Origin of the sequence: Microbulbifer donghaiensis (genome assembly GCF_900129095.1) — a bacterium.
GTDB classification, from domain to species: Bacteria; Pseudomonadota; Gammaproteobacteria; order Pseudomonadales; family Cellvibrionaceae; genus Microbulbifer; species Microbulbifer donghaiensis.
Genome location: NZ_FQVA01000001.1, coordinates 1,674,277 through 1,696,147 on the forward strand (window position 1 = coordinate 1,674,277; position 21,871 = coordinate 1,696,147).

The 21,871-nt window shown below is 61.3% G+C and carries 19 protein-coding genes and 1 pseudogene; 8 read left to right on the top strand and 12 right to left on the bottom strand.

Translation table 11 applies throughout. From position 1 onward, the window contains the following. Positions 1-81: 81 nt before the first annotated feature. The 6 genes and pseudogenes from carB to dapB form a co-directional block, all read right to left on the bottom strand. A complete protein-coding gene (gene carB, locus BUC36_RS07055; RefSeq protein ID WP_073273088.1) occupies positions 82-3,312 on the bottom strand; it encodes a carbamoyl-phosphate synthase large subunit in 3,231 nt (1,076 codons plus the stop codon). 149 nt (positions 3,313-3,461) lie between these two features. Next, positions 3,462-4,595 (bottom strand): glutamine-hydrolyzing carbamoyl-phosphate synthase small subunit, encoded by a 1,134-nt coding sequence (gene carA / locus BUC36_RS07060; protein ID WP_073273090.1) that lies wholly within the window; start codon positions 4,593-4,595, stop codon positions 3,462-3,464. Positions 4,596-4,945: 350 nt separating this feature from the next. Next, entirely contained in the window at positions 4,946-5,533 is a 588-nt protein-coding gene (locus BUC36_RS07065; RefSeq protein WP_234994913.1) for a YfiR family protein, read from the bottom strand. Positions 5,534-6,022: 489 nt separating this feature from the next. Further along, positions 6,023-6,952, bottom strand: coding sequence for a 30S ribosomal protein S6--L-glutamate ligase (gene rimK, locus BUC36_RS07070; protein WP_234994956.1), 930 nt, complete (start codon positions 6,950-6,952; stop codon positions 6,023-6,025). A gap of 84 nt (positions 6,953-7,036) precedes the next feature. Then, positions 7,037-7,441, bottom strand: a pseudogene (locus BUC36_RS19190) (ATP-dependent zinc protease family protein); the annotation flags it as partial. A gap of 26 nt (positions 7,442-7,467) precedes the next feature. Continuing rightward, the gene (gene dapB / locus BUC36_RS07075) at positions 7,468-8,289 is read right to left on the bottom strand and encodes a 4-hydroxy-tetrahydrodipicolinate reductase (protein ID WP_073273094.1); all 822 of its coding nucleotides are present in this window, start codon (positions 8,287-8,289) and stop codon (positions 7,468-7,470) included. A gap of 159 nt (positions 8,290-8,448) precedes the next feature. On the opposite strand from dapB, the gene BUC36_RS07080 reads away from it, so the two are divergent. Next, complete coding sequence (locus BUC36_RS07080; RefSeq protein ID WP_073273096.1) at positions 8,449-9,021, top strand: hypothetical protein; 573 nt, start codon at positions 8,449-8,451, stop codon at positions 9,019-9,021. Positions 9,022-9,174: 153 nt separating this feature from the next. Then, on the top strand, positions 9,175-9,621 hold the full coding sequence (locus BUC36_RS07085) for a hypothetical protein (protein ID WP_073273098.1): 447 nt from the start codon (positions 9,175-9,177) through the stop codon (positions 9,619-9,621). 97 nt (positions 9,622-9,718) lie between these two features. Here the strand turns inward: BUC36_RS07085 and dnaJ are convergent, their stop codons facing one another. The 3 genes from dnaJ to grpE all read right to left on the bottom strand — a co-directional run bounded on the left by dnaJ (position 9,719) and on the right by grpE (position 13,789). After that, positions 9,719-10,837: a molecular chaperone DnaJ gene (gene dnaJ, locus BUC36_RS07090; protein WP_073273100.1), complete on the bottom strand. Its 1,119-nt coding sequence runs from the start codon at positions 10,835-10,837 to the stop codon at positions 9,719-9,721. 242 nt (positions 10,838-11,079) lie between these two features. Beyond that, a complete protein-coding gene (gene dnaK, locus BUC36_RS07095) occupies positions 11,080-13,023 on the bottom strand; it encodes a molecular chaperone DnaK (protein WP_073273102.1) in 1,944 nt (647 codons plus the stop codon). Positions 13,024-13,147: 124 nt separating this feature from the next. Next, positions 13,148-13,789 (bottom strand): nucleotide exchange factor GrpE, encoded by a 642-nt coding sequence (gene grpE / locus BUC36_RS07100; RefSeq protein WP_073273104.1) that lies wholly within the window; start codon positions 13,787-13,789, stop codon positions 13,148-13,150. Between the two features lie 225 nt (positions 13,790-14,014). On the opposite strand from grpE, the gene recN reads away from it, so the two are divergent. Together recN and BUC36_RS07110 are read left to right on the top strand one after the other, a co-directional pair. Continuing rightward, complete coding sequence (recN, locus tag BUC36_RS07105) at positions 14,015-15,682, top strand: DNA repair protein RecN (RefSeq protein WP_073273106.1); 1,668 nt, start codon at positions 14,015-14,017, stop codon at positions 15,680-15,682. Positions 15,683-15,823: 141 nt separating this feature from the next. Next, positions 15,824-16,417 (top strand): 1-acyl-sn-glycerol-3-phosphate acyltransferase, encoded by a 594-nt coding sequence (locus tag BUC36_RS07110; protein WP_073273108.1) that lies wholly within the window; start codon positions 15,824-15,826, stop codon positions 16,415-16,417. Positions 16,418-16,493: 76 nt separating this feature from the next. Here BUC36_RS07110 and fur read toward each other — a convergent pair whose 3' ends face one another. After that, positions 16,494-16,904, bottom strand: a complete 411-nt coding sequence (fur, locus tag BUC36_RS07115) for a ferric iron uptake transcriptional regulator (protein WP_073273111.1) — start codon at positions 16,902-16,904, stop codon at positions 16,494-16,496. Positions 16,905-17,215: 311 nt separating this feature from the next. On the opposite strand from fur, the gene BUC36_RS07120 reads away from it, so the two are divergent. Then, positions 17,216-17,560 carry an outer membrane protein assembly factor BamE gene (locus BUC36_RS07120; protein ID WP_073273113.1) on the top strand — a complete coding sequence of 115 codons (345 nt, stop codon included), beginning with the start codon at positions 17,216-17,218 and terminating at the stop codon, positions 17,558-17,560. Here BUC36_RS07120 and BUC36_RS07125 read toward each other — a convergent pair. Together BUC36_RS07125 and BUC36_RS07130 are read right to left on the bottom strand one after the other, a co-directional pair. Further along, complete coding sequence (locus BUC36_RS07125) at positions 17,557-17,895, bottom strand: RnfH family protein (RefSeq protein WP_073273115.1); 339 nt, start codon at positions 17,893-17,895, stop codon at positions 17,557-17,559. The two genes, BUC36_RS07120 and BUC36_RS07125, sit on opposite strands and share 4 nt — an antisense overlap. Beyond that, on the bottom strand, positions 17,892-18,332 hold the full coding sequence (locus tag BUC36_RS07130; RefSeq protein ID WP_073273117.1) for a type II toxin-antitoxin system RatA family toxin: 441 nt from the start codon (positions 18,330-18,332) through the stop codon (positions 17,892-17,894). Before BUC36_RS07130 ends, BUC36_RS07125 begins: the two co-directional genes overlap by 4 nt. A gap of 193 nt (positions 18,333-18,525) precedes the next feature. Here BUC36_RS07130 and BUC36_RS07135 point away from each other — a divergent pair, with 193 nt between their 5' ends. The 3 genes from BUC36_RS07135 to BUC36_RS07145 all read left to right on the top strand — a co-directional run bounded on the left by BUC36_RS07135 (position 18,526) and on the right by BUC36_RS07145 (position 21,858). Next, positions 18,526-19,944 (top strand): sodium-dependent transporter, encoded by a 1,419-nt coding sequence (locus BUC36_RS07135; protein WP_073273119.1) that lies wholly within the window; start codon positions 18,526-18,528, stop codon positions 19,942-19,944. A 21-nt stretch (positions 19,945-19,965) separates the two neighbouring features. Then, positions 19,966-20,445: an SsrA-binding protein SmpB gene (gene smpB, locus BUC36_RS07140; protein ID WP_073273121.1), complete on the top strand. Its 480-nt coding sequence runs from the start codon at positions 19,966-19,968 to the stop codon at positions 20,443-20,445. A 66-nt stretch (positions 20,446-20,511) separates the two neighbouring features. Then, on the top strand, positions 20,512-21,858 hold the full coding sequence (locus tag BUC36_RS07145; protein WP_073273123.1) for a sodium-dependent transporter: 1,347 nt from the start codon (positions 20,512-20,514) through the stop codon (positions 21,856-21,858). Positions 21,859-21,871: the final 13 nt, after the last annotated feature.

Below are 21,871 nucleotides of genomic sequence, written 5' to 3' on the forward strand. Positions count from 1 at the left end.
GGGACCTCCAATTTTTATTACAACGAAGCCAGGCTTCACCCATCAGGTGAAGCCTGGCCAGTATGTTTGTTCGCTTTCGGACTATTCGGGCAGCTTCACCACGCGCTGGTGCAGATCCTGCAGACGGCGCACCTTGAGCGACTCGCCCTGCTGCATGGCCAGGGCCATGGCCTTGGCCGCGGCCAGCGTGGTGGTGTAGCACACCTGGTGATTCTCCGCACTGCGGCGGATATCGGCGGAATCGCGAATGGCCTGACGCCCTTCGGTGGTATTCACCACCAGTACGATCTCGTCGTTTTTGATCATATCGACGATATGCGGGCGACCCTCGCTCATCTTGTTGACGGTTGTAACGGGAATATCGCTGTCTTGCAAGACCTTGACGGTGCCGCGGGTCGCCACCAGCTCGAAACCAATCGCTACCAGGTCGCGGGCGACACTGACCACCGCCGGCTTGTCGAAGTCGCGCACCGAGATGAACACACGGCCGGATTCCGGCAGCTTGTCGCCGGCCGCCAGCAGGCCCTTGTCGAAGGCCTCGGCGAAGGTCTCGCCCACGCCCATCACCTCGCCGGTGGATTTCATCTCCGGGCCGAGGATCGGGTCCACCTTCGGGAACTTGTTGAACGGGAATACCGACTCCTTGACGGAGAAGTAGTCCGGCACGATTTCCTCGGTGAAGCCCTGCTCCGCCAGGCTGATGCCCGCCTGGCAGCGCGCCGCGATCTTGGCCAGTGACGTGCCGATGCACTTGGACACGAACGGCACGGTGCGGGATGCGCGCGGGTTGACTTCGATCACGTAGATCTCGCCGTCCTGGTAGGCCAGCTGGGTATTCATCAGGCCCACGACGCCCAGTTCGCGCGCCATCGCCTTCACCTGTTCGCGCATCTTGTCCTGCACATCGGACGGCAGGCTGTAGGGCGGCAGGGAGCAGGCGGAGTCACCGGAGTGTACGCCGCACTGCTCGATATGCTGCATGATGGCACCGATCACGACATCCTTGCCGTCGGATACCGCATCGATATCCACCTCGATGGCCGCGTTCAGGAAGTGATCCAGCAGTACCGGCGCCTCGTCTGACACCTGCACCGCTTCCTTCATGTAGTTCAGCAGCTCGTCTTCCTTGTAAACGATCTCCATCGCGCGGCCGCCGAGCACATAGGAGGGGCGCACCACCAGCGGGTAGCCGACATCCTTGGCCGCCAATACCGCTTCAGAGACCGAGCGCACGATGGCGTTTCTCGGCTGCTTGAGGCCGAGGCGCATGATCATCTGCTGGAAGCGCTCGCGGTCTTCGGCGCGGTCGATCTGCTCCGGAGTGGTGCCGATAATCGGCACGCCCTCGGCCGCCAGGTAGCGCGCCAGGTTCAGCGGCGTCTGGCCACCAAACTGCACGATCACCCCTTCCGGCTTCTCCTTGCGCACGATTTCCAACACGTCTTCGAGTGTCACCGGCTCGAAATAGAGGCGGTCCGAAGTGTCGTAGTCGGTGGACACCGTCTCCGGGTTACAGTTGACCATAATGGTCTCGTAACCGTCTTCGCGCATCGCCAGTGCAGCGTGCACACAGCAGTAGTCGAACTCGATGCCCTGGCCGATGCGGTTGGGGCCACCGCCGAGCACCATGATTTTCTTCTTATCGGACGGGTTCGCCTCGCACTCCTCGTCGTAGGTGGAGTACATGTAGGCGGTGCTGGTCGCGAACTCAGCAGCACAGGTATCGACGCGCTTGTAGACCGGGAATACACCCAGCTTGTGGCGGAATTCGCGCACGGTTATCTGGCTGACGCCGAGCAGGTCGGCGAGGCGGCGGTCGGAGAAACCCTTGCGCTTCAGGTAGCGCATATGCTCGGCCGTCAGCGCCGAAGTCGGCAGTGACTTGAGCGGCTCCTCAATCTTGATCAGCTCCTCGATCTGCACCAGGAACCAGGGATCGATGCCGGACAGCTCGTAAATCTGTTCCACAGTCATGCCCATGCGGAAGGCATCGCCGACATACCAGATGCGCTCGGCACCGGGTACGGACAGTTCGCGGCGCAGGCGCTCCTCGGCGCCATCTTCGCTCGGATCGATCTTGCTCTCGAGACCGAAGCTGCCCACTTCCAGGCCGCGCAGGGCTTTCTGCATGGACTCCTGGAAAGTGCGGCCGATCGCCATCACCTCACCGACGGATTTCATCTGGGTGGTCAGGCGCGCATCCGCCTCGCCGAATTTCTCGAAGGTGAAGCGCGGAATCTTGGTGACCACGTAATCGATGCTCGGCTCGAAAGACGCCGGGGTGGCGCCGCCGGTAATATCGTTCTGCAGCTCGTCCAGCGTGTAGCCGACCGCCAGCTTCGCGGCAACCTTGGCGATCGGGAAGCCGGTGGCCTTGGAGGCCAGCGCCGAGGAGCGGGATACCCGCGGGTTCATCTCGATCACCACCATGCGGCCGGTCTGCGGGCAGACACCGAACTGCACGTTGGAGCCGCCGGTCTCCACGCCGATCTCGCGCAACACCGCGATGGAGGCGTTGCGCATCAGCTGGTATTCCTTGTCGGTCAGGGTCTGCGCCGGTGCCACGGTGATGGAGTCGCCGGTGTGCACCCCCATCGGGTCGAAGTTCTCGATGGAGCAGACGATGATGCAGTTGTCGTGCTTATCGCGAACCACCTCCATCTCGTACTCTTTCCAGCCGAGCAGGGATTCGTCGATCAGCAACTCATTGGTCGGCGACAGGTCGAGGCCGCGTTTGCAGATCTCCTCGAATTCCGGCCAGTTGTAGGCCACACCACCACCGGAACCGCCCATGGTGAAGGACGGGCGGATGATCACCGGGAAGCCGAACTCTTCCGGTACCTTCTTCGCCTCCTCCAGGGAGTGGACGATCTTCGCGCGCGGCGTCTCCAGGCCGATGGCCTTCATGGCCTTGTCGAACAGGTCGCGGTCCTCGGCCTTCTCGATGGCATCCTTGTCGGCGCCGATCAGCTCCACGTTGAACTTGTTGAGGATGCCGTTCTTGTCCAGGTCGAGCGCACAGTTGAGCGCGGTCTGGCCGCCCATGGTCGGCAGGATCGCGTCCGGGCGCTCTTCTTCAATGATCTTCGCCACGGTGCGCCACTCGACCGGCTCGATGTAAGTCGCATCGGCCATCGCCGGGTCGGTCATGATCGTGGCCGGGTTGGAGTTCACCAGGATGACCCGGTAGCCCTCCTCGCGCAGCGCCTTACAGGCCTGGGCACCGGAGTAGTCGAATTCACAGGCCTGACCGATCACGATGGGACCGGCGCCGATAATCAGAATGCTTTTGATGTCTGTGCGTTTTGGCATCTTTCTTCCGTTTCACACCGGCCTGTCACCGGCAATCTATGTAACTGTTTTTGGCGTAGGATGGGCAAAGCGCAGCGTGCCCATCAGTCCCGTCGCGATGGGCACGTCGCTGCGCTCCTTTGCCCATCCTACAGATAGACAGACGGCGCCTAGCGGCGTGCTTGCATCAACTCGATAAACTGGTCGAACAGCGGTGCCACATCGTGGGGGCCCGGGCTGGCTTCCGGGTGCCCCTGGAAGCTGAACGCCGGCTTGTCCGTCAGGCGAATGCCCTGCAGCGTGCCATCAAAGAGGGACTTGTGGGTGACTTCCACATTGTCCGGCAGCGAATCCGCATCGACGGCAAAGCCATGGTTCTGCGCGGTGATCATCACCTTGCCGCTCTGCAGGCATTGCACCGGGTGGTTGCCGCCGTGGTGGCCGAACTTCATCTTCAGCGTGTTGGCGCCAACCGCCAGGCCCAGCAACTGGTGGCCGAGGCAGATACCGTAGGTCGGGATACCCACGTCGAGGAATTCCTTGATCGCCGCAATCGCGTAGTCGCAGGGCTCGGGGTCGCCCGGGCCATTGGACAGGAAGATGCCATCGGGATTCATGGCCAGCGCTTCGGCGGCCGGGGTCTGCGCCGGCACCACGGTGACATCGCAACCGCGGTCCACCAGCATGCGCAGGATATTGCGCTTTACGCCAAAGTCGTATGCCACAACCTTGAACGGCTGTTCCGGGGCAGGCTTGTGCCCTTTGCCCAGTTCCCAGGAGCCCTCGGCAAATGGATAATTCTGTTTGGTGGACACGACCTTGGCCAGGTCCATCCCCTTGAGGCCGGCAAACTCCTTCGCCTTCGCCAGGGCTGCATCCCGGTCGATGTTATCGCCGGCAACGATGCAACCATTCTGCGCGCCCTTGTCGCGCAGCAGGCGGGTCAGGCGACGGGTGTCGATATCGGCGATGCCGACCACGTTGCGCTCCCGGAGATAGTCCTCCAGCGACTGCTGGTTGCGGAAGCTGCTGGCCAGCAGTGGCAGGTCGCGAATAACGAGTCCCGTCGCCCAGATTTCCCCGCACTCCTCGTCTTCCGAGTTGGTGCCGGTGTTACCGATATGGGGATAAGTCAGGGTAACGATCTGGCGTGCATAAGAGGGATCGGTAAGGATTTCCTGATAGCCGGTCATGGAAGTGTTGAATACCACTTCACCAACCGCGCTGCCGTGGGCGCCGATGGCGCGCCCTTCAAATACACTGCCATCTGCCAATACCAGCAGAGCCGGGGTGGTGGGAGGCATCAGGGCCTCAGGCGTGGGGACAGCTTTAGTCAAATTGATCTCCAGTCTTCAGAACTGCTTCCGGGCGGGGGTTTGTGAGCAGCGAGTGCGGCGTCGCAGGCGACGGTTTGCGCCTATAAAAAAGCGAGATGAAACTCCGCAGCTTCATCTCGCTTTTTTCAATTTATTCACGCGCGGCTCTCACACTGTGGCCGGCGCTTGCCGCCGGCATTCATGGGCATCGCTCTCCACGATTCGGCCTCGCGGAGCCTACCCAAACCGGGCGCAGATTCTACGCGAAATGCCCCGCTGACGCTAGTGCAAAAATGCGTCAACCGCTTCCGGCTTCACGGAGGCCACCCCAGTGCCGCTCAGTTCAGCTTCCGACTCAGGCGGAACAGGCTGTTGCCCATTTTCAGTTCCGCCCGGTCCAGCATGGTCTTGTTCAGCCGCAGGGCCACGTTTCCGCCGTTTTCGACGAACTGAATCATACCGCCGGTGACCGCGAACCGCTCCGCATCGCTCACCGTCAGCACCGGAAAGAACTCCAGCGCCCCCAGCGCCTTCACCAGGCTGGAACGCTCCATCTCGCCCAGCACGACGATCTGGCAACTGCGCGCGCGCATCAGCTCCCCCTGATTGACGCTTTCCAGCGCCACCATCCGGCCGTTGATTCGCTGATGTTTCAGTCGCTCCGCCAGCGGTTCACGCAAGTCGCCACCGCCCATCACACAGATGCGGAACGGAGCATCGGTACCGGAAAAGGCCTCGATGGGCCACTGCAGGTGATAGGCAAAATGGACGATATAGTCGACCATCACCCGCCGCCCGACTGCGGAGTCAGACATTTGTGCCGACGCCTGCGCACTGGTCACGCCCAATACAATCAACAGCACCGCGAGGTGCGAAAGCATCAACACGAGATTGCTCAGAATGAAACGGAACTTGTGCTTGTTCATGCCGCTTCGAGCCCTACGGTTTACACCATCTGGCCACCGCGCGCGAGGGCGCGCCGCCGCGCCTTCGCCTACCGCCATCCATGGCAGACAGTTTCGGAGGATTGAGGCTCCCCCTCAGGTCAGGAGAAAGAGCCCACCGGGATAAATCCTGCGCCGGAATCACGGTCCGGCGACTACACCAGAAGGTTAGTCTCGGCCGGAAGGCAACGCCAAGCAGTACTGAGGGGAATGACGCCAAGCCGCAGGGCAGTCGCGCGCTGCCACAGGGTCTAAGGGCCTAGCGGGCTTCCATTGCAGACCGCCCGGTCGCCGCCCGGGCCCGCGGTGCGAAACTGCTGTGCGGCACCGCCAGGGGAAGTAAAAAAAGAGGGGAATAAAGATTCCCTCTTTATTTGTCGAGGGGTTGCAGAGGCTTGCGGGCCCCATACCGCGTTTCAGGACGGTAGGGGCCCCAACGACCAGCCCACATATCCGCAGGCTGACGCGCAATCAGCTGCCTTTGGCGGTCGAGGCCTCTTCCGCCGCACCGACGGTGGCGCGCCATTTCAGCGCTTTCTCGATGGAGATGATCATGGAACCGGCAACATCCTTACGCGTGGCGCTCTCGATTCCCTCGAGGCCCGGTGAGGAGTTCACCTCCAGCAGCAATGGCCCCTTCTTCGAGCGGATGATATCCACACCGGCCACTTTCAGCCCCAACACCTTCGCCGCTTTCACCGCCAGGCGCTTCTCCTCCGCAGTCACCTTGACGACGGAAGCCGTGCCGCCCTGGTGGATATTGGCGCGGAATTCCCCCGGTGCCGCTTCACGCTGAATGGAGGCCACCACCTTGCCGTCGATCACGAACAGCCGCAGGTCCTTGCCCTGCGCCTCCCGGATAAATTCCTGCACCAGCAGGTTGGCCTTCAGCGACTTGAAGGCATTGATGACCGACTCACCCGCCTTGCGCGTTTCGGCGAGCACCACTCCCCGCCCCTGCGTGCCCTCCAGCAGTTTCACGATCAGCGGCGCGCCGCCCACCATCTCGATCAGCTCATTGGTATCCACCGGCGAGTTGGCGAAACCGGAGGTAGGAATGTTCAGGCCGTTCTGCTGCAGCAGCTGTAGCGAAAACAGCTTGTCGCGGGACTGGCTGATCGCCGCGGAGCCGTTCAGCGCGAACACGCCAATACTCTCGAAGTGGCGCGTGAGGGCGCAGCCATAGAATGTCTGGCTGGGGCGAATGCGCGGAATCACCGCATCCAGGTTGTTCAGTATGCGCCCGTCGCGGTAGTGCACCTCCGGCTCGTTCGGGTCCAGCTTCATATAGCACTGGCGGATATCGAGAAAGCTCATGCGATGTCCGCGCTCGGCACCGGCTTCCATGATGCGCTGGTTACTGTAGAGATCCGGGTTGGAGGCGAGCAGGCCGATCCGCAGGCCGGTCCCGGCCATATGGTGCTCGTCCCGGTAGTACTCCTCCAGCTGGCTCGGCGGCATATCCCCCAGGCAGAAACTTTCGGACGGGTCCACCATCATGCGTCCCAGCATCGCCTCGCGCCCCAGCAACATGCGATAGCCCATGCTGTCGCGGTTGGTCAGGGTCAGCTCGATATCCCAGACACTGCCGCCGATAGACAGGGATGTGCGGATTACCGGGCGTTTCTCACTGTCGCCGGAGGAACTGCGCACCAGGCGCTTGTCGAGCAGTCGCGCCTCACAGCGCACCGACGGCCGGCGCAGGTGTTGCAGCGGGTGCGCCTCAAAGCTCACCCAGGGTTCGCCGTCGCGCTTGAACGTCTGGATGTTGTAGGCGTGCAGGCACGACGTCTTCGCCCCCGAGTCCACCCGCGCCTTGATGGCAGGGATACCCAGGGAGGGGAAACTGCACCACTCTTCACTGCCGACGATTAATTTTTTTTCCAACACCTAATCCTCAAAAGTTACCTTCGCTGTCAGGCTTTCAGGCCCAGCACATCGCGCATGTCGTAATGCCCCGCGGCACGGTCCCCATTTTGCCCGTCGCCCGTCAGCCACAGCGCCGCCCGCACAGCACCGCGCGCAAAGGCCAGGCGGCTGCTCGCCTTGTGCGTAATCTCCACCCGCTCGCCGTCCGCCAGAAACATCACCGTGTGATCGCCAACCACATCGCCGCCACGTACGGTGGCAAAACCGATGGTGTCGCGCTCGCGCGCGCCGGTCTGGCCCTCGCGTCCGTATACCGCCACTTTTTCCAGGTCGCGCCCCAGTGTCTCGGCAATCACTTCACCCATGCTCAGCGCCGTACCGGAAGGTGCGTCCACTTTGTGGCGGTGATGCGCTTCGACCACCTCGATATCCGCATCGTCACCGAGTACGCGCGCAGCGGTTTCCAGCAAATTGAAGCAGAGGTTCACGCCAGTGGAAAAGTTACTGGCGAGACACAGCGGTACCTTCCCTGCCTGCGCCAGCAGCTCTTCCTTCTGTGCCGCGTCGAACCCGGTAGTACCGATCACTATCGGGCGGCCGTGCGCGGCGCAGTAGGCGGCGTTCACCTGCGTTGCCGCCGGCGCCGTAAAGTCGATCAGGACATCGAATTGCGCCTGCTCCAGGCTATCGACGATGGCGAGCCCATTGCGGCCCAAACCAGCGACCTCACCGGCATCCGCGCCCACCAGGCTCGAGCCCGGGCGCACTATCGCCGCGGACAACTCAGCCTTGTCCGACTGCGCCACCGCTTCCGCCAGGGCGCGCCCCATGCGACCGCCGAATCCCGTTATCGCTATCTTTACCGCCATGGTGATTCCTCCTGCCTGACCCCCGGATAAAGTCGCGGATTCTACCTGCGACCGGCGCCGCGGCATAGGTTTAAGCCGCGCAAATAGCCACCAAGCAAGAATGAAGCCCTCACTCGGGAAGCGCCGCAACTGGAACAATTCAAGCAGAGGTTACTGGCGATGCAATCTGAACCCGCCACGTTTGCAGAAACCGCACGGCGCGCCGGTCACCCGGTACAGCTGGACCAGACCCGTGTCGACAGGCTGCCGCGCTGCTACGCTTGTATTCAAATGGGTGATTGGAGCGCCAACATGCAGGTTTTCACTCGCCCGGGCACTATTGCCCGGCTCATGGCAATCCTGTTCTCGCTCAGCGTGCTGTTCTGCGCACTGCAGCTCAATGCCGAGGACAAAGATCGTCCCGATGATTTCTGGAAAAAGTACGGCGATGTGACGGAATGGGTCTCCGCGCGCCTGAAACTGACCCCGGAACAGGCGGAAAAGGCACTGCCCATCCTGAAGACGAGTTTCGAGCTGAAGCTATTGATGCTCGAGGATTACGGCCTGAAAGACGGCAAGATGCCACCGCTGACCGACGAACAAAAAGAGGAGCTCGATGCGGGCATGATCGCCATACGCGCAAACACCCGCGGAGAAATGGTCAAAATTCTCAACAAGGAGCAGCTGGAGGAGCTGAAGAAAATCCAGGAGGAATATCACAGGTCCTATCGCGAGTGGCTGGCCAGGCAGTAACGTCGGATTATCTCCGTTTCACTATCGAGCGCCGTGCTCAGCACCCAAGAAAATAACCGGAAAATCGCTTATAGCGAAGTGCAATCTCAACCACCCTCGTCCTGGATCTTCCGCTGCTACGCTTGTAGGCAGGTAGGTGATTGGAGCGCCAATATGCAAACATTCACACGCGCGGGCACAACAGCCCGCCTGCTGGCTCTACTATTTTCGCTGAGCGTGTTTTTCTGTGCACCGCAGCTGCAGGCGGCGGACGAAGATGCCGAAGGCGATTTCTGGGAAAAATATGACGACATAGCCGACTGGGTGTCGCTGCGCCTGAAGCTAACGCCCGAGCAGGAAAAGTCTGTGCTGCCCATACTCAGCGGCAACTTCGAACGCCGCCTGGAACTTCTCAAGAAATATGGCTTCAGCCCGAGCAAACGCCCCAAACTGAGCCGCGTTCAGAAGGAGGAGATAGACGCGAGAATGATTGGTATCGGCGCAGACACACGGGCCAGGCTGGTGCCGATACTGGACGAAAAGCAGCTGGCGGAATTGAAGAAAATACAGGAGGAATTCCACCTCGACTTCCGCCGCCGGCTGTTCAAAGACAAGCTGTGAGCGGGTCTGAACGCGGAAATACGGCAAAAAAAAAGAGCGGCCCGCGGGCCGCTCTTTAGGTTCCTGCAGCGGCAGTGCCAGACCTGCCGCCGAAGCACTAAAGCTTCATATCACCGAAAAAATTCTTCACCCCTTCAAACCAGCCGGTCTGTCGCGGCGAGTTCTTCTTTTCGCTGAGGGTATTGGCGAACTCCTCCAGCAGCTCTTTCTGCTTGCCGGACAGGTTGACCGGCGTCTCCACCACCACGCGACACAGCAGGTCGCCAGTGGCACCGCCACGCACCGGGGTCACGCCCTTGCCGCGCAGGCGGAACAGCTTGCCGGTCTGGCTTTCGGCGGGGATCTTCAGCTTGACCTTGCCATCCAGGGTCGGCACCTCGAGCTCGCCACCGAGTGCCGCAGTGGCGAAGCTGATCGGCACTTCACAATACAGGTTCTTGCCGTCGCGCTGGAACAGCTCGTGCTCCTTCACCACCACCTGTACGTACAGGTCACCGGGTGGGCCGCCGTCCGGTCCCGCCTCGCCCTCACCGGACAGGCGGATGCGGTCGCCGGTATCGACACCGGGCGGCACCTTGACCGACAGGGTCTTGGTTTCCTCTACCCGGCCGCGGCCGTGACAGCTGCCGCAGGGGTCGGAAATGATAGTGCCGCGCCCGCGACAGTTCGGGCAGGTCTGCTGCACGGAGAAGAAGCCCTGCTGCATACGCACCTGGCCGTGGCCGCCACAGGTACCACAGGTCTGCGGCGAGGAGCCCGGCTTGGCGCCGGAACCGTGGCAGGTCTCGCAGGAGGACAGGGTCGGTACGCGAATCTTGACGGTGGTGCCGCGCACCGCGTCTTCCAGGTCCAGCTCCAGGTCATAGCGCAGGTCGGATCCCCGCGCCGGACCGCTGCGGCGGCCACCACCGCCGCCGAAAATATCGCCGAACACGTCGCCGAAAATATCGGAGAAACCGCCGAAGCCACCGGCGCCGCCACCCATCTGCCCCTCGACACCGGCGTGGCCGAACTGGTCGTAGGCCGCCTTCTTCTGCGGGTCGGACAGCACTTCGTAGGCCTCATTGGCCTCCTTGAACTTGTTCTCCGCCTCTTTGTTGTCAGGATTGCGGTCCGGATGGAATTTCATCGCCACCCGGCGGTAGGCCTTTTTCAGCTCTGCTTCCGAGGCGCTCCGCTCGACACCCAGGACTTCGTAATAATCGCGTTTCGACATAAAACTGTATTCTCTGGCCCGGCACCGGCGCCGGCCAAGCTCTGTTCTTTTACTTTCCGGTCCCTAACCACACCCCGGGCCCCTCCCGGTCCGGGGTCGCTACCGGCGCTTTTCCCTGGGGAATTTGCCGGCGCTTCTGAAACAACACAGGGCGCGGGCCTCTCGGAAGATGGCGCCGCGCCCTCGCGCACCGTCGCCCGGCGGCCCTTCCGGGCCACCGCCGCGACATTGTAAGCGAATACTTACTTATCTTCTTTCTTGTCTTCCTTAACTTCTTCGAACTCGGCGTCCACCGCGTCGTCACCAGCGCCAGTCTGTTCGGCCTGCTCGGCACCGGCAGCGCCCTCGGCGGCACCCGCGGCCTGGGCCTGCTCGGCGTACATCTTCTGCGCCAGCGGACCGGAAGCCTCGGTCAGTTTGTTGGTCGCGGCTTCCATGGCGGCCTTGTCGTTGCCCTTCACGGCCTCCTCCGCTTCGGCGATGGCGGCTTCAATCGCGGACTTCTCCTCGGCGGTGGCCTTGTCGCCCGCCTCTTCCAGGGTTTTCTTGGTCGCGGAAATCAGGCCGTCCAGGGTGTTGCGGGTCTGCACCAGCTCCTCGAACTGCTTGTCCGCCTCGGCGTTGGCCTCGGCATCCGCCACCATCTTGTCGATCTCGTCCTCGGACAGGCCGGAGGAAGCCTTGATCACGATGGACTGCTCTTTGCCGGTGGCCTTGTCCTTCGCGTGCACGTGCAGGATACCGTTGGCATCGATGTCGAAAGTCACTTCGATCTGCGGCATACCGCGCGGCGACGGCGGGATGTCGCTCAGGTCGAAACGGCCCAGAGACTTGTTCTGGGACGCCTGCTTGCGCTCACCCTGCACCACGTGAATGGTCACAGCAGTCTGGTTGTCCTCCGCGGTGGAGAAGGTCTGCGACTTCTTGGTCGGGATAGTGGTGTTCTTGTCGATCAGCGGCGTGGCCACGCCACCCATGGTTTCGATACCCAGGGTCAGCGGCGTCACGTCCAGCAGCAGCACGTCTTTCACGTCACCGGCCAGTACCGCGCCCTGAATGGCGGCGCCCATGGCCACGGCTTCGTCCGGGTTGACGTCCTTGCGCGGCTCCTTGCCGAAGAACTCGGTTACTTTCTGCTGCACCAGCGGCATACGGGTCTGGCCGCCAACCAGGATAACGTCGTCCACGCCAGAAGCAGCCAGATCGGCGTCCTGCAGGGCGATCTTGACCGGCTCCAGGGTGCGGTTCACCAGCTGCTCGACCAGGCTCTCGAGCTTGGCGCGGGTCAGCTTGACCACCAGGTGCTTCGGGCCGGTGGCGTCGGCGGTGATGTACGGCAGATTCACTTCGGTCTGCTGACTGGAGGACAGCTCGATCTTGGCCTTCTCGGCGGCCTCTTTCAGGCGCTGCATTGCCAGCGGGTCGCCTTTCAGGTCGATACCCTGTTCTTTCTTGAACTGCTCGGCCAGGTAGTCGATCAGGCGCAGATCGAAGTCTTCACCACCGAGGAAGGTGTCACCGTTGGTGGATAGCACTTCAAACTGCATCTCGCCATCGACGTCGGCGATCTCGATGATGGAGATATCGAAGGTACCACCACCCAGGTCGTAAACGGCCACGGTGCGGTCACCGCCCTTCTTGTCCAGGCCGTAGGCCAGCGCAGCAGCGGTCGGCTCGTTGATAATACGCTTCACGTCCAGACCGGCGATGCGGCCGGCATCCTTGGTGGCCTGGCGCTGGGAGTCGTTGAAGTAGGCCGGCACGGTGATCACCGCCGCTTCGACCTTCTCACCGAGGAAGTCCTCGGCGGTCTTCTTCATTTTTTTCAGTACTTCGGCGGAGATCTGCGGCGGAGCCTTCTTGTCGCCCTTCACTTCCACCCAGGCATCGCCGTTTTCGGCTTCGACGATGGTGTAGGGCACCATCTTGATGTCCTTCTGCACCACGTCGTCTTTGAAGCGGCGGCCGATCAGGCGCTTGACCGCGAACAGGGTATTCTGCGGGTTGGTCACCGCCTGGCGTTTGGCGGACTGGCCCACCAGGATTTCGTTGTCGTCGGTGAACGCAACGATCGAGGGAGTTGTGCGATCGCCCTCGGCATTCTCGATCACGCGCGCCTTGTCACCTTCCAGTACCGCAACACAGCTGTTGGTGGTACCCAGGTCGATGCCGATAATTTTTCCCATTTATAGAATCCTCTTTTGTTTGCGCGTTGCCGGCCCGGTCGGCGTCGGCCGCGCGATTAAATTCTGATGTCAGCTATATTGGTGCCGGCGGAACTATTTCAAGGCCGGCCACTTTTAATTGCCGTTATGGCGCCTTACTGACCACCACCATTGCCGGACGCACGAGACGGCCGTTAAGGCGATAACCTTTCTGGAATACATCCAGCACGGTATTCGGCTCCACGTCACCATTGGGCACCTGGGTCATGGCCTGATGCAGCTCAGGATCGAAGGGCTCGCCGGCCGGATCGACGATTTCGACCGAGTATTTACCCAGGGTGTCAACGAACGATTTGTGGGTCAGCTCGATACCCTCGATGATCGCCTTGTTGGCTTCGTCGCCCGCATCGATGGTGGCCAGCGCTCGCTCCAGGTTATCCACCACTGGCAGCAGGTCCTGCAGCAGTCTCTCCACGGCGAACTTGTGCGCTCTCTCCACGTCCTGCTCGGCGCGGCGGCGAGCATTCTGCGCCTCGGCTTGAGCACGCATCGCCAGCTCTTTCTGGATGACCAGCTGCTCCTGCAGCTTGATGACATCCTCGTGCAGAGCATCGGTGCTCTCGGGCTCGGCGTGCAGCGCCTCTTCTGCCACGTGCTGCTCCTCCGCAGAGGGCTCCTCGATTTCGGCACGGGGCGGCTCTTCATTTACCGGTGTGTGCTCATCGGTAAGCGCATCCGGATGCACGCCTTCTTTAATCTGATCTTCTTCGCTGCGCTCTTTGGCCACTGCTTTCTCCGTCGCGTCGACTGTCAGTTAACTGGGGATTCGCCCGCCGCACGGGCAATGCAGGGCTATATGGGGCCTAGCCCTCACACTTCAAGGGGATTTATGCCGCGGATTGTCCCAGCAGAGTAATGTGCCTCCACACCTGTAGCGAACCAGCATCGATTACTGTATAAATAACCACTAATTGACCCCCTCAGCGCCCCGACAAAAAAGGCCACAGAAGCTATGTTGCTGCACCTGTCTATCAGCCAATTCACCCTGGTGGACCAGCTGGAGCTGGAATTCGGTCCCGGCACCAGCACCCTGACCGGCGAGACCGGCGCCGGCAAATCCATCACCCTCGATGCCCTGGGCCTGGCCCTCGGCGATCGCGGCAATGCCGAGCTGGTGCGCGCCGGTGCCAGCCGCGCCGACATCAGCGCAACCTTCGATATCGGTGACCACCCCGCTGCCACCGCCTGGCTGCAGGAGCAGGAGCTGGATGTCGGGCAGGAGGTAATCCTGCGCCGTACCATCGGTGCCGATGGCCGCTCGCGGGCTTATATCAACGGCCAACCGGTGACGCTGCTGCAGCTGCGCGCCCTGGGCGAACAGCTGATCGACATCCACAGCCAGCACGAGCACCAGTCGCTGCTGAAGAAAGAAACTCACCGCCGCCTGCTGGATGAATTTGCCGAGGCGCAGGAGGTCGCCGCGGAGACCCGCATTCACTTCAAGACCTGGCAGGACCAATACCGTCGCTACCGCGCCCTGGCCGACAGCGCCGAGGAGACGGAAGCGCGGCGCCAGCTGCTGCAGTACCAGCTGGAGGAACTGGAACAGCTGGACCTGCAGGCGCACGAGATCGAAACACTGGAGAGTGAGCAGCGCCAGCTGGCCAACGCCGGACAGATTTTGAGCGGCAGCTATCAACTGGCAGCCCTGCTGTCCGGCGGTGAGGGAGACATTGCCGAACAGCTGCACCGGGCGCTGCAGCTGTTGTCAGCGATGCCGGAACAGTCGCCGGCCCTGGCAGAAGTCGCGCAGATGCTGGATAGCGCACGCATCCAGGTCGACGAGGCGGCGGGCACACTGTCGCGCCATATCGACCGCTTCGAGATGGACCCGGAACGCCTGGCGGAAATAGAGGAGCGCCTCAGCGCCATCTATCAGGCCGCGCGCAAACACCGCGTGCAACCGGATGAGCTGCCGGCCCTGCAGTTGCAGCTGCAGGCCGAGCTCGATGAAATCGGCGCGCCGGATGCGCTGGACAAGCTCGCCGCCGACTGCGCAAAGCTGGAGGCCCAGTTCCGCGCGACCGCCGGCAAGCTGAGCAAACTGCGGCAAGAGGCCGCCGCCAGGCTGGCGACGGCAGTGAACAGCCAGCTGGCGGAGCTGGCGATGCCCCACGCGCGGGTGGAATTGGCCCTGCAGCCGCAGGAAAAGCCCGCCTCCAGCGGACTCGAGGAAGTGGAGATCCTGATCTCTACCAACCCCGGCCAGCCGCCGCGGCCGCTGGGCAAGATTGCCTCCGGCGGTGAACTGTCGCGGGTCAGCCTGGCGATTCAGGTGGTCACCGCCCAGACGTCACGCACACCGACACTGGTATTCGACGAAGTGGACGTGGGTATCGGCGGCGCCACCGGCGACGTGGTCGGGCGCCTGCTGCGCCAGCTGGGCGATAGCCGCAACGGTCGCGTCGGCCAGGTGATCTGCGTGACACATCTCGCCCAGGTAGCGGCCCGTGCGCACCGCCAGTATCTGGTGGAAAAGCACAGCGACGGCGATGCCGCCTTCGTCGCCCTGCGCGAACTGAAAAACGGCGAGCGCCGCGAGGAAATTGCGCGCATGCTCGGCGGTGAGACCACCACGCAATCGCTGGCCCACGCCGAGGAAATGCTGACACGCACCTGAGGCGCGCCCGGACTTCGCCGGGAGAGCGACCCATCATTCACAAATCCGGCGGCTATTTGAGGCGAAAGGGCCGAAAATGACCGAGTACTGCAGTGAAAGTCACACTATACTGCAACGCTTTTGGTTATTTCGGCCCGATTCATGCAGAGAACGATTTTCAACACCCCCATCCTGACCCCAGTGCTGCGCCAGATCGCCAGGCTGCTGCTGAAGCTGCACGGCTGGCGTGTCGTCTGTGATCAGCAGGCGCTGAAACTGAAGAAATACGTGCTGCTGGGGGCGCCCCACACGAGCAACTGGGACGGCTATTACTTTATCCTCGTCGCCCTCAAGCTCAGGTTGACCCCGCAGTGGATGGGCAAGGACAAGCTGTTCAAGTTTCCGCTCGGCGCCACCATGCGCTGGTTTGGCGGTATCGCCGTCGATCGCAGCAAAGCCAACAACCTGGTGGAAGCGACGGTGAATCAGTTCAATGCGAGCGACGAGCTGATTATCGCGGTGCCACCGGAGGGCACGCGCGGTGCCACCGAACGCTGGAAGACCGGCTTCTACCACATCGCCCGCGGCGCCCGCGTGCCGGTGGTGTGCGGCTTTATCAACTTTCCGAAAAAGGAAGTGGGGCTGGGCCCGGTGCTGGAGATGGGAGAGAACCTGGCCGCCGAGCTGGCCAGATTTCGGGATTTTTACGCAGACAAGATCGGCAAGTTCCCCGAGCGCTATACGCCACCAGCCTGATTCAAACAGGCCTTTGCAGCATGCCGGGCCCCTGCCCGGCGAGCCGGCCTGCGGCCCGCTCGCCGAATACGGGAACTTACTTCCCCTTCTCCTTTACATAGAGCACCAGGCTGTGGCCGGTCAGCTCAAAGCCGTGCTCTTCGGCGATCTGCTTCTGCAGCTTCTCGATTTCCTCGTTGTGGAACTCGATCACCCGCCCCGTATCGGTGCACACCATATGATCGTGATGGTCGCCGCGATCGAGCTCGAACACTGAGTGGCCGCCATCGAAATTGTGGCGCATCACCAGGCCCGCGCTCTCGAACTGGGTCAGGACCCGGTAGACGGTGGCCAGACCGACATCTTCCCCGGCCTCCAGCAGCATTTTATAAACATCTTCGGCGCTGAGATGCTGCTCGCTGGCGTTCTCCAGCAGCTGTAGGATTTTGACTCGAGGCAAAGTGACCTTCAGTCCGGCCTTGCGCAGTTCCTGATTTTCGTTAGGCATGTATCTATTTTTCCCGACAGAATTCTCTTGTTTCTCTATTTATTCGACCACTTGCCGCACGGACCGAAGTCCCGGGCAGACGCGCGATGCGTAGCTGTCAGCGAGCGAACTCTTCAGGTATTATCCCATGCCCAACGGAGTCAGCGGAACCCCGGGCCCCTCCGGGTCGCCCAGCGGCGTCTGGATTGCCAGATTACGGGAACTTTCCCCGCCTGCGAGCGCCTATTCTGTTTAGCCGTAAACAATTGGCCGGCGATCGCCACGGGGCCGCTCGAGTTACCGCTGACCGACAACGCATAATGGAGCAATGAATGCCGTCTAGCCTGAGAATTATCGCCATTGCGGGCCTGTGTGCCCTGCTGGGCGCCTGCAGCCTGTTCAAGTTTCCCGGTGTACACCGCATCGAGATCCAACAGGGCAACATCGTCACCCAGGAAATGGTCGATCAGCTGAAGCCGGGCATGACCCGCCGGCAGGTGCGCTTTGTAATGGGTACCCCGTTGCTGGAGGACACCTTCAACCCGAACCGCTGGGACTATGTCAATCGCGTGCGCGATCCCAAGGGCGACGTCACCGAGAAGCGCTTTACCGCTTACTTCAATGGCGACATTTTGATCGCCACCAGCGGTGACTGGCAGCCGGCGGGCTGGCCCTAATCCGCTTTTTGCCGTTCGGCCAGCTTTTTAGCCTTCTCCGCGCGCTGCTTGCGCGCCTGTTTCGGATCCGCAATCAGCGGCCGGTAGACTTCCACCCGGTCTCCCGGCTGCAACACATACTGGTCCGCGGGTAGCAATCCCTTGGTACCCAGGGCCTGCCCGAATATTCCCAGCTTGGCGGTGGCCGGATCCACTTCCGGGTACTCCTCCGGAATTCCCGAGCGCACCAGCGCCTCCAGCGCGGTAGTCCCCGGCTGCACCAGCAGGCGCATCAGCCGCTGCTCGTGTGGCAGCGCGTAAACCACTTCCACTGCAATAGTCTTGATGTTGGTCATGACGGTTTTCCGTAGATCTCCTCTGCGCGCGCGCACATGGCGCCGACCATCTGATTGGCGAGATCGCTGAACAGTTTGCCCACGGCCACTGCCATCAAGCGGCTTTTCATACTGAATGACAGTGTAAATTGCACCTTACAGGCGTCCACCGCCAGCGGCACAAAATCCCAGCGACCGGTAAAGTCCTGGAAGGGACCGTCCACGAGAGTCAGAGTCATATGCAGCGGACGCTCGAGATGATTGCGGGTGGTGAAGCTCTGGTGGATACCGGCCCGCGACAGATCCAGCCGCGCCTCAAGCGTGTGCTCATCCCTGTACAAAACTTCGGCACCTCTGCATCCGGGCAAAAACTGCGGATAGCTGGCCACGTCATTCACCAGGTCAAACATCTGTTCCGCGTTGTACATTACCAGTGCGTTGCGCTCAATCTCAGTCATTCTTACTGCCAATTCCAATACCGCGAGCTAAATTGCCTATCATGGGCCGCCAGCGGGCAATTTTGCCAGTCGGCGCTACTCAAGCAAGTCAATTCCTGCAACAATCGCGGTTTTAACTGGCCGGTCGCACTCCGACCAGGCAGGAAAAACTCAAACGACAAGAACGTCCGACAAAAATAATAGCGAGAATACTATGTCCGCAGTGAGAGAGCATTTTGGATCGCGGCTGGGCTTTATCCTGGCCGCTGCGGGTTCCGCCGTTGGTATCGGTAACCTGGTGGCATTCCCGGTAGCCGCCACCAAGAGCGGGGGCGGCGCCTTCCTGCTGGTTTACGCACTCTTTGTTTTCTTCATTTGCCTACCCGTCATGATGGCCGAGCTGGCGCTGGGCCGCCGATCCGACAAGGATCCGGTAGGCGCCTACCGCGAGGTTTCCGGCGGCTCCAGGTTCTGGCGCATACCCGGCTGGCTGGCCCTGATCACGCCATTCATGATCGCGGTCTTCTACCTGGTGGTCACCGTCTGGGTGCTGGGCTACCTGGTGGAAACCCTGCGCGGCAATCTCGACCTGCTCGCCACCGAAGCCCACTTCGGTCAGTTCATCAACTCACCGGTAGTGTTCTTCTACCTGGTGATACTGATGCTGGCGATCAACGGTATCCTGGCCATGGGCGTCAAGGATGGCATCGAACGCGCGGCCAAAACCCTGATGCCGATGCTGTTTGTGATGCTGCTGGGGCTGGTAGCTTTCGTGCTCACCCGTGAAAACGCGATGCTTGGCATCAAGTACTACCTGGTACCGGACTTCTCCAAACTGGACGCAAGGGTAGTCAACAATGCCATGGCGCAGGCGTTTTTCTCGCTGTCGCTGGGTATGGGCATCATGATCACCTACGGGTCCTACATGAAGAAACAGGACTCAATTCCCGGCTCGGCGCGGGCGGTGGCCATTACCGATACCCTGGTCGCCTTCACCGCTGGTCTGCTGATACTGCCCAGCATTTTCCATTTCAATCCGCAGATTGACACCGCAACCCTCAGCGATTCTTCCGCCGGAATGATCTTCCTGTTCCTGCCGAAGATCTTCCTCGCCCTGCAGGACGGTGTCGGCTACTTCGGCGCGAGTGTGGTGGCAGCCATCTTCTTCTTCCTGGTGCTGGTAGCCGCAATCACCTCGCTGGTATCCATCATCGAGGTGCCGCTCGCCACCCTGCGCGACGAGCGCGGCATGAACCGCAAAAAGGCAATCTATACCGTCGCCGCTATCCAGGTTGTACTGGCCATCGCCTGCGCCATGTCTTTCGGCATGGCCGACTGGCTGACCTCATTCGCCCCGATTGCCGGAGAGAATGTCTCCTTCTTTGATCTGGTGGAGCTGATCTTTTATTCTACGATCCTGCCACTGAACGGCCTGCTGGTTTGTCTCTTTGTCATTTACAAGTGGAAGTGGGCCAATTTTGACCGCGAGTTGCAGCAGGGTGATCCCACCTTCGCCGGTTCAATCTCCCAGAAGTATGTGAATTTCTCCCTGGGAACCTTTATTCCCCTGATCCTGTTAGTTGTCTTCATCATTACGGTGGCAGACAAGTACTTCGGGTACAGTTTCTTTTAAATCAGGCACCCAGTTGTATTTATGGCCAAAAAGAAAAACGCCCAGTCCTCCAGCACCATTGCCCTGAACAAAAAGGCCCGGCACGACTACTTCATCGAGGAGAAGTTCGAGGCGGGCCTGGAGCTGCAGGGCTGGGAAGTGAAGAGCTGCCGCGAGGGCAAGGCACAGCTCACCGACAGCTACGTCATTTTCAAGAATGGCGAAGCCTGGCTGCTGGGCGCCCGTATTCAGCCTCTGCCCAGCGCCTCGACCCACTTCGTCACCGAGCCGGACCGCACGCGCCGCCTGCTGCTGAACAAGCGCGAGCTGGCCAAGCTGATCGCCGCAGTGGAGCAGAAGGGCCACACCGTCGTGGCCACGGCGCTCTACTGGAAAAAGCACCTGATCAAGTGTGAGATAGCGCTGGCCAAAGGCAAGGCCATGCACGACAAGCGTGAAACCGAGAAGCAGCGCGACTGGAACCGCGAGAAGCAGCGCCTGATGCGCACAGATCACAAATAAATTCGGCGCGATTGACCGCGCCGCTCATCGAACACAGCACACAGAAGAATAACGAAGAGATTTACTATGAGTGCACCGCGAGGACAATTCAGCTCCAATATCGGCTTCCTGATGGCTGCGGCGGGCTCCGCCGTCGGCCTCGGCAATATCTGGGGCTTCCCGACCAAAGCTGCCAGCAATGGCGGCGCTGCCTTTGTGGTCGTCTACCTGGTGCTGGCCTTTTTGCTCGCCTACCCGGCGCTGATGGCGGAACTGACCATCGGCCGCCACGCCCGCAGCAATATGGTGCAGGCACTGCGCGGCATTTCCACCGGGCCGATAAGCCGCTTATTCGGCAGCCTGGCGGGATTCGGCGGCATCCTGGTCGCTTCATTGATCCTTAGCTTCTACGCCATTGTGGCCGGCTGGATGGTTGCCTATCTGGCCGATCCCTTCGCCAGCCTGCTCGGCGCCGACGGCGCCGCCGCATGGCTCACCGGCAACAGTGTTGGGCGCAACCTCACTTTTACCGCCATCTTCAGCGGTATGACCATGCTGATCATCGCCGCCGGCGTGGAAAAGGGTATCGAGCGCTGGTCCACCCTGCTGATGCCATCACTGATCATCCTGTTGCTGCTGCTGATTGTCTATGTTCTGACCCAGCCCGGCGCCACGACCGGCCTCGAGGTCTACCTGATGCCGGACTTCAGCCAGTTCAGCCCGAAACTGCTGATCTCCGCCATGGGCCAGGCATTTTTCTCCCTGTCCCTCGGCGTGGGCACCATGCTGATTTACGGTTCCTACCTGAGCCAGCAGGAGAGCCTGCCGCGCCTGGGCGCCCTGGTTACCCTGATCGACGTGGGTATCGCATTCACGGCCGGCCTGCTGATTCTGCCGGCCATGTATGTGGCTCAGGAAGCGGGCACACAGATCTTCTCTGCCGGTGGTGAACTGATCGCGGGGCCGGACCTGATCCTGCAGGTACTGCCGGCCCTGTTCGATACCATGGGCACCGCCGGCCTGTTCGTGGCCATCGCTTTCTTCGCGCTGATGGTAATCGCCTCCCTGACCTCCTCCATCTCCATGCTCGAAGTGCCGGTGGCCTTCTCCATCGAGAATCTGGGCGTTCAGCGCCGCCTGGCGACGCCACTGGTAGGGCTGGTCATCTTTGCCATCAGCAGCGTGATCATCATCAATTTTGATACTCTGTTCGGACTGGTAGTCAGCATCAGTACCGAGTACGGCCAGCCGCTGCTCGGCGTTGCACTGTGTATTTTCGCCGGCTGGATCTGGCGCCGCGACCAGCTGCTGGCGGAGCTGCAAAAGGGCCATCCGGGCATCGAAAAGTCGCTGTTCTGGAAAATCTGGCCCTGGTATGTGCGCATCGTCTGCCCGCTGCTGATACTGGCCGCCTTCGCGCAGTCAGTATTGTAAAACTGTGACCAGA